Origin of the sequence: Chamaesiphon sp., from assembly GCF_041737865.1 — a bacterium.
GTDB lineage: Bacteria > Cyanobacteriota > Cyanobacteriia > Cyanobacteriales > Chamaesiphonaceae > Chamaesiphon.
Genome location: NZ_JBGSQZ010000129.1, coordinates 1 through 8,003, shown reverse-complemented (window position 1 = coordinate 8,003; position 8,003 = coordinate 1). Strand labels below are relative to the sequence as shown.

Annotated in this window: 8 protein-coding genes and 1 pseudogene; 7 read left to right on the top strand and 2 right to left on the bottom strand. The window is 46.3% G+C overall.

What is annotated here, in order from left to right; all coding sequences use genetic code 11:
- From ACEW9J_RS09230 to ACEW9J_RS09220, 3 genes are all read left to right on the top strand, one after another.
- Positions 1 to 318, top strand: a 318-nt coding sequence (locus ACEW9J_RS09230; RefSeq protein WP_373544839.1) for a transposase, incomplete at its 5' end; no start/stop codon positions are given.
- Positions 319 to 462: 144 nt separating this feature from the next.
- The gene (locus tag ACEW9J_RS09225; protein ID WP_373544838.1) at positions 463 to 714 is read left to right on the top strand and encodes a hypothetical protein; all 252 of its coding nucleotides are present in this window, start codon (positions 463 to 465) and stop codon (positions 712 to 714) included.
- Between the two features lie 39 nt (positions 715 to 753).
- Positions 754 to 1,470: a molybdopterin-dependent oxidoreductase gene (locus ACEW9J_RS09220; RefSeq protein ID WP_373544837.1), complete on the top strand. Its 717-nt coding sequence runs from the start codon at positions 754 to 756 to the stop codon at positions 1,468 to 1,470.
- A gap of 20 nt (positions 1,471 to 1,490) precedes the next feature.
- Here ACEW9J_RS09220 and ACEW9J_RS09215 read toward each other — a convergent pair whose 3' ends face one another.
- On the bottom strand, positions 1,491 to 1,619 hold the full coding sequence (locus ACEW9J_RS09215) for a hypothetical protein (protein WP_373544836.1): 129 nt from the start codon (positions 1,617 to 1,619) through the stop codon (positions 1,491 to 1,493).
- A 121-nt stretch (positions 1,620 to 1,740) separates the two neighbouring features.
- On the opposite strand from ACEW9J_RS09215, the gene ACEW9J_RS09210 reads away from it, so the two are divergent.
- Positions 1,741 to 2,061, top strand: coding sequence for a hypothetical protein (locus tag ACEW9J_RS09210; protein ID WP_373544835.1), 321 nt, complete (start codon positions 1,741 to 1,743; stop codon positions 2,059 to 2,061).
- 74 nt (positions 2,062 to 2,135) lie between these two features.
- On the opposite strand, the gene ACEW9J_RS09205 is transcribed toward ACEW9J_RS09210, so the two are convergent.
- Positions 2,136 to 6,134: a magnesium chelatase subunit H gene (locus ACEW9J_RS09205; protein WP_373544834.1), complete on the bottom strand. Its 3,999-nt coding sequence runs from the start codon at positions 6,132 to 6,134 to the stop codon at positions 2,136 to 2,138.
- A gap of 536 nt (positions 6,135 to 6,670) precedes the next feature.
- Here ACEW9J_RS09205 and ACEW9J_RS09200 point away from each other — a divergent pair.
- From ACEW9J_RS09200 to ACEW9J_RS09190, 3 genes and pseudogenes are all read left to right on the top strand, one after another.
- Positions 6,671 to 7,030: a VOC family protein gene (locus ACEW9J_RS09200; RefSeq protein ID WP_373544833.1), complete on the top strand. Its 360-nt coding sequence runs from the start codon at positions 6,671 to 6,673 to the stop codon at positions 7,028 to 7,030.
- 77 nt (positions 7,031 to 7,107) lie between these two features.
- Positions 7,108 to 7,449, top strand: coding sequence for a histidine triad nucleotide-binding protein (locus tag ACEW9J_RS09195; RefSeq protein ID WP_373544832.1), 342 nt, complete (start codon positions 7,108 to 7,110; stop codon positions 7,447 to 7,449).
- 233 nt (positions 7,450 to 7,682) lie between these two features.
- Positions 7,683 to 8,003 (top strand): annotated as a pseudogene (locus ACEW9J_RS09190) (photosystem II q(b) protein); the annotation flags it as partial.

Here is an 8,003-nt window from a genome sequence, read left to right as displayed (position 1 = left end):
GGTGTCCTTAATCAAATCAGAAATCATAAGATTGAACTATTACAGGTACTAGATTGCCCAGAATTCCCCTTACATAACAATGCGGCAGAAACCGATATTAGAGAATATGTCACTCGCCGAAAAATTAGTGGTGGTACACGTTCTGAACTAGGCAGAAAAGCTAGAGATACCTTCGTTGGATTGAAAAAGACTTGCCGGAAGTTAGGGATTTCGTTTTGGAATTATCTTACTTCTAGATTACATGGAGATGAGCAAGTACTATCGTTATCCGATGTGATTCGAGCTAAAGCTGCGGCGAAGATTCCCGTTCTAACCTAGACTTTTTATCGGAAACTATTTGCGCGAGTACATTTATTTGTGGTCTTTGTCACGACCAGATTTTTGGCTAAGCTGTTTTACATCTAAATTTTTTGACTGAATCCCTTACGTTAAGGTTTCTAGAGGATACAAAGAGTGTTTTAAATGTTTGACAGCTTACCAGCATTTATTGAGATCTTACTAATTCCCGTACTGCTAATGGCGATCGTGTCAGGATTGGCAATGTATAAATCCGCTCAATTTCATTGGCTATCTAGGTTATTTATCAATTGGCAAATTTTACGCACAGTACATTTTTTGACTGTGCCAATTTCACTATTATTTGTCTTGTTGCACATTATCATGGGGATTAGAGCTGGCGGTTTGAGGTTGACTCGATCGATGTTTCAACCCTGAAGATTTATATTGAATTTATTTCACCATCCACTAATCTTTATGCCTCCTCAACTCCCCTCCCACCTCAATCGTCGCCAAGCTCTTCAACTCCTGGGGATGTCTGGTATGGGTTATCTACTTAGTAGTTGTAGCAATGAATTTACTGCCCAAGTAGGCGAACTATCCGATCCATTGAATCGATCGTTTGGTGAATTGCTTGTCAAACCCCAACAGCTCATCCCTGAGTTCCCAAAAAGTGCGATCGATCCCAAAGCTCTCATCGTGAATACTTACGACACCACACCCGAAATAGACCCCGATCGGTATCGTTTAACTATCGATGGTGAAGTAAAATTTCCGATCGAGCTAGATCTAACAGCACTAAAACAAATCCCCCCAACATCGATAATTATGCAACACGTTTGCGTCGAAGGTTGGGCAGCGATCGTCCAGTGGGGCGGGTTTAGATTGCGCGATCTAGCTACAATGGTACAGCCAAAAGATAGTGCTAGATACGTTTTATTTCAGTCAGCAGATAAATATACTGAAAGTTGGGATCTCGCTTCCGCACTGCATCCTCAAACCCTGCTTGCCGATCGCATGAATGGGCAACCTCTACCTGCTGAAAATGGTGCGCCATTACGTCTAGCTACACCAATAAAATTAGGCTACAAACTATCTAAATGGGTAACAAAAATCACCTTTGCCAACCAAATTCCTAAGGGCGGTAAAGGCTCTTGGGAAGAGCAAGGTTATGAATGGTTTGGTGGCATTTAGCCGATCCTAAGTTAAATTAATTAATAACGGCCCGATCTGTTATTCCGAAACTCCTTGGCTTCCAATAATTCGTATTCTGGTTCATCGTCGCCATAGGCTCTACTCAATCCCTGCAATGATAATTTACTCCATTCTTCATCACTCCACATTAAACTAATTTATTTGGTGTGACTGCGATCGCATTCGATTTTATCTTTGATAAGTTAAGGTTAGGTTCATGTAATTATCGCTATTTGTGTAGCTTCAGCTCACATTTCTACAGTCTAAACTATGCTAGTCACAAAATTTTTCCGTTTTTTATTTGCAATTTGTCTAAGTTGTGTGCTGTTACTCAATAGTTTTGCCAGTCCAGCTTTAGCTGATGACGGCTCAATTGTGGAAAAAGTAGTAGGAGGTTTTTGGAACGGATTTGGTGGCACGATTGGGGCGGCGGCGGGTGCGGTAACAGTGTGTTATGTGGTTGATGTTGCTATAGCTCCTTTTGCTGCACCAGTAGCAGCATATCTAGCACCAATGTGTCCCGCTATTGGTGCTACTGTTGGAGGCTTTGGTAGTATTGTCGCTGGATCTAAAGTGGCTGGACACGCTTAGTCGTTGTGTTTGATTACTTGAAACCCCTGTAGACCTCGCGATCTACAGGGGTTTCATATGGATAGAGCTATTATCTAGTCAACACCCTCAATTCGGTCTTCAACTTCTTGATACAAGTCGCGGAGCTTATCGAGATTCTCTGCACTGGTTTCCCAATAACCACGTCCATTGACTTCCAACAGCGTCGAAACGATCTTACGGAACGAATTAGGATTGAGATCCATCAACCGTTTGCACATGTCCGCATCCTTGATAAATGTGTCATTGGTTTCCTCATAGATCCAGTTATCCACTGCACCTGCTGTCGCACTCCAACCGCTGGTATTTACCAACCGTTTGGATAGTTCGCGGACACCTTCATAACCGTGGGAGAGCATCCCCTCATACCATTTTGGATTGAGTAACTTTGTCCGTGCATCTAAGCGGACAGTCTCGGAGAGGGTACGAACTTGAGCGTTAGCAGTAGTTGTATCGGCGATGAAGGAGGTGGGCTTTTTGCCGTCTGTCCGTAGGTTAGCGACGATTTTGGTGGGGTCTGAGTCGTAATAGTGGGATACGTCGGTCAGACTGATTTCTGAGGAATCGAGGTTCTGGAAGGTGACATCTGCTGTCTTGAGGGCGGTTTCAAAGATTTGACGGTTTTGGGACATTGTGCCGGGATTGTCAGCACTGAAGGCAAAGGATTTGCGTCCGAGGTACATTTCCTGAAGTTCGGCTTCATTGTCCCAGGTGCCATTTTCGATCGCGAGGTTGACGTTCGAGGAGTAGGAACCGGAGGCGTTGGAGAAGACGCGGGTAGCTGCTTGGCGCAGGTTAATTCCCATCTCTTCCGCTTGGGCGAGGGCATGTTTGCGGATGAAGTTCATTTCGAGGGGTTCGTCGGCTTCGGCGGCCATTTTCACGGCTTGGTCGAGCAGGTTCATCTGGTTGATAAACAGGTCGCGGAATACGCCGGAACAGTTGATTACCACATCGATACGGGGGCGACCGAGTTCTTCAAGGGAGATCATCTGGAGTTTGTTGATCCGACCTAAGGCATCAGGGACGGGTTTGACACCGACCATCCACATGATTTGGGCGAGGGATTCGACGTAGGTTTTGATGTTATCTGTACACCAGAGGACACAGGCGATCGTTTCGGGATATTGACCGTTATTATCGCGCATCTGCCGATCGAGCAACCGATCTACCACAACTTTAGCTGACTTCACTGCGGCTTCGGTCGGAATTGATTGAGGGTCGAGGGCGTGCATGTTCTTACCTGTGGGTAAGACATCAGGGTTGCGGATGGGGTCGCCGCCTGGCCCTGGGAGGACATATTCACCGCCCAATCCTTGGAGCAGTGCAGCGAGTTCGTTGTCTGCACAGACTTGTTTGAGGCAGAATTCGAGATAGGCGAATAGGGGTTTGATCTCGTCGAGATTGACTTGTTTATAGCCAGATGCGTAGAGAGATTCGACCCAAGCTTCTTTCGGCCCCATGTTGAATAAGTTCAACCGAGCGACGATGGAAATCCGTCCTTCATCGTTAATTCGGGGGGTAACAATCGAAGTAACAGCTTCGCGGATGGCGAGGGTGATATCTTGCAACAGTTGGACATCTGCGAGGATACCGCGATCGTTATTTTGATAGACTTCTTCTAGATTTCGTCCCAGACTATCGGTGATAATCCGAGGTAAACCTTTGAGTCCTTCTTCTTCCCGATCGAGTGACGCTATATTTACTAATGTAGCGACTGCTTCTTCGGCTGTCGGTGGTTTACCAATGACGTGAAGTCCACAGGGCAGTAAGCGGGATTCGATTTCCATCAGGCGGCTATAGACTGAGCCGACGATATTATCTCGCGCTTCGATTTCCATTGTCCCTGCATCAACATCGGGCAGGACGATATCTTTGTCAAGGTTACAAATCCGCGCTTTGTCCATAATTGTGTTGACAATTTGGACACCACGACCGCCATCTCGCAAGGACTGGTAGGAGCCGACGAGTTCGCCGAGTTCCTGCAATCCTCGGTAGAGTCCAGCATTTTCAGCCGGAGGAGTCAGGTAAGAAATAGTTTCGGCATAGGAACGACGTTTCGCAATTGTCGCTTCGCTGGGATTATTCGCGGCGTAGTAATAGAGGTTTGGAATATTCCCGATCAAACTATCAGGGAAGCACTCATTAGACATCCCCATCTGTTTACCAGGCATAAATTCGAGCGAACCGTGAGTACCAAAGTGCAGGACTGCATCTGCTTCCCAAACTTTTTCCAGGTAGGTATAGTAAGCGGCGAAACCGTGGTGAGGACTCGCGGAACGGGAGAATAATAACCGCATCGGGTCGCCTTCATAACCGAAGGTAGGCTGAACGCCAATGAAGATATTCCCGAAGTGCTTGCCGTAGATAACTAGATTTTGACCGTCACTATTGAGGTTTCCTGGTGGTGGCCCCCAACTTTCGTGAAGTTTCTCAGAATAAGGTGTGAGTGCTTCATATTCAGGCACTGACATCCGATAAGCAACGTTCAGTTCGGGACTATTATATTGAGCTTGAGCATCGTTAATTACGGCTTCGAGCAATTCTTTCGCCGATGCGGGGATATCCTGGACATCATAGCCATCTTTCTTCATGCCCTGCATGACTTCAAAGATCGAACCAAATACATCAAGATAAGCGGCTGTACCGACGTTTCCTTTATCAGGGGGAAAACTAAAGACCGTAATCGCTACTTTCTTGTCTACTTTTGGCTTGCGGCGCAGGTTTGCCCATTTCATGGCGCGTCCGGCGATCGCTTCGATCCGATCCTGGAGCGCAATTGCCCGCCCAGTCATGCCATCGCGACCTGAAAGGATGATTGGCTCGATCGCACCGTCTAGCTCAGGAATGGCTACCTGTAAGGCAACCTGAATCGGGTGCAAACCTAAATCGCTTTCTTCCCATTCTTCAGTAGTTTGGAAGACGAGCGGAAGTGCCACCATATAGGGACGATTCAATCGTTTGAGGAGATCGATCGCTTTGGGGTGATCCTGACGAGCTGGGCCGCCAACTAGGGCAAATCCAGTCAGGGAGACGACTGCATCGACGATCGCATTATCTTTATCGAGCGGATCGAAGAAGAAGGCTTCCAAAGGCTTGGAGAAGTCCAGTCCACCAGAGAAGACGGGAACGACTTTCGCGCCCATTGCTTCTAGTTCCTGGATGACTGCGACATAGTGCGCTGCATCGCCTGTGATGATGTGGGTGCGTTGTAATACTAGACCGATACAGGGTGCATTAGGATCGGCGATCGAGACATTGCGACGACTACTTTGCCAATTCAGATATTCCTTGACATCCTCGAACATTTGCGGAGCCAACGGATGCCAGATCCCAATGTCAGGGAAAGTAACAGGATCTTGATATTTAATTTCTCCGGCTGAAGCAGTGGAATTGAGGGTATCATCTTCTTTGAGGACATACCGATCCGCCAACATCAGCAGGAAGTTTTCCAAATTCTCAGGCGTACCACCGAGCCAATACTGGAAACTTAACATAAAGTTTCGTGCATCTTGGGCTTTCTCGATCGGCAGATACTTGAGAATATTTGGGAGCGTATTTAATAACTTGAGCATTCCATCTTGGAAGCTACCTGCGCCAGCCTTGGCTTTGCGCTTCTTCATGAACTCACCGATCGCACTCTTGGATTGACCCAAAGTAGCGAGGGAGAAACTCCCCATCTTATTCAGACGCATCACTGCGGGCATCGAAGGGAACACCACCGCGACATCTAGACTATCCCGATAGGGTTCGACCGCCGCAACTAGTTTCTCAGCCAAATCTTCAATAAAAATTAGTGAAGCGATGAAGATATTGGCGCGAGAAACATCCTCTTGCAGTGCTGCGTAGTTGTCAGGATCGCGGAGTTCTTCTAGGAGATAGCCACTAATTTCGATCGCGACTTTTGGGTTGTGGTCGTTAATGGCATTCACAGCCGCAGAGATGGCACTCTGGTACTGTGGCTCTAAGACGACATAGACCACCTTTAATAACTGTCTGCCCTGGATATTGTCGGGGGCGATATGTCTAATGGTGGACTTGACGTTGGTGAACATGCGGGAAGGCTCCTACGGAATAAAATCTGGTGGGTAAATTCGGAAAAAAGAACTTTTGGGTGCGATCCCGTAACTTCAGGAGGTAAGTGAAAACAATTTCTGACCTGTTGTAGCGTCTGCTTATTGGGGTGTCGCTCTCTATTGGTTTTAGCAGAAAATCCCATAGGGGTGAGAGTTCCCAGCGTTATCCGACACAATTTGCAATGAAAAAGTTAATATTTGTTTGTATTCAGATACAAATATTAAATCTTTCTAAACTTATCTACATAAATCTTGATAATAGAGTAAAGATTCTGAGCGATCTTATTCCTAGGTGGTAGATCTCACTTCCTGCCATGAATCGTTCGATCGAACTGGATCGATCGAACGATGCTGTGAAGCACGCGATTGGATGGTGCAGAAGTTGTCAACCCGCGCCGAGTTATCAAAGTTGAATGTCTAGATCGAAAGACTCATAGCGACCGTTCCCGCTCTGTCCCTGTCAGTCAAAGGGGATTTATACTAAACGTAAACCCACTCGAAATCGAGAAAAAGTCATGGCAACTGAATTTAAGCACATTATGTTGATGGTCAAAAATATCCCGACATCACTGAAATTTTACAGTGAAGGCTTGGGACTTCCAGTAAAAATGTCTAGCCCTGGATGGGCTGAATTAGATGCCAATGGCACGACAATCGCCCTCCACGCAGCCGAATCAAATGCTGAAACTGGCTCCTCTCCGATTTTGAGCTTCCACGTCGATGATATTCAAAGTGCGATCGCTACCCTAGAACAACTAGGCGCAAGCCTCGAAGGTCGTGTTCGAGAACCTTCTTTTGGTAAAGTCGCCGCCATCCGTACACCTGATGGTCATTTGGTCAGTTTGCTACAACCAACTGCAAAAAGTGCCGTCTAACTATATTAGTCATGGTGCGATCGTTATTCAATATCTAAATATCGTGGTTAAGATCATCGCACCAATTATTAGATTTTATGAACGAAACCATTTTCAGCAAAATCATCCGTAGGGAAATTCCTGCGGACATTGTATATGAAGACGATCTCGCCCTGGCCTTCCGCGATGTTCATCCCCAAGCACCAGTACATATATTAGTGATCCCCAAACAACCAATCGTCTCGATCGCGGAAGCCACCGCCGCAGATGCCGTTTTATTAGGTCACCTTTTGTTAACAGTCAAGCAAGTGGCCACTCAGGAAGGATTAGATGAAGGTTATCGAGTCGTGATTAATACGGGTACCGATGGCGGTCAGACAGTATTTCACCTGCATTTACATCTGCTAGGCAAGCGGATGATGACTTGGCCGCCTGGTTGAGCCGCTAATGTGTAGATTTTATAGCCGAATTCATATTCCCTTAAAAAGGTTACGCTCAATATCTTTTAGCGACTCTGCACTGGTATAAAAATCGGCAGATATCGCGAACTTTGATGAGAATCCAAAAGAAGTTTGTGAAAAAGCTTTACAAACCTCAATACATGGTTTAATATAGAGTCATGGGGTTGAGCAATCAACACCGCACCTTGAAAATTCATCGCAATCATAAACAAATGACCACTACCTTACAACGTCGCGAAAGCGCAAATGTATGGGAACGCTTTTGTAGCTGGACCACATCCACCGAGAACCGCATTTATGTTGGTTGGTTCGGTGTACTGATGGTTCCTACATTGCTTTCCGCAACCATCTGTTTCATCATCGCTTTCATCGCTGCACCTCCTGTAGACATCGATGGAATCCGTGAGCCAGTCGCTGGTTCTTTAATGTTCGGTAACAACATCATCTCTGGTGCAGTTATTCCTTCATCTAATGCCATCGGTCTTCACTTCTACCCAATCTGGGAAGCAGCATCCTTAGACGAGTGGTTATAC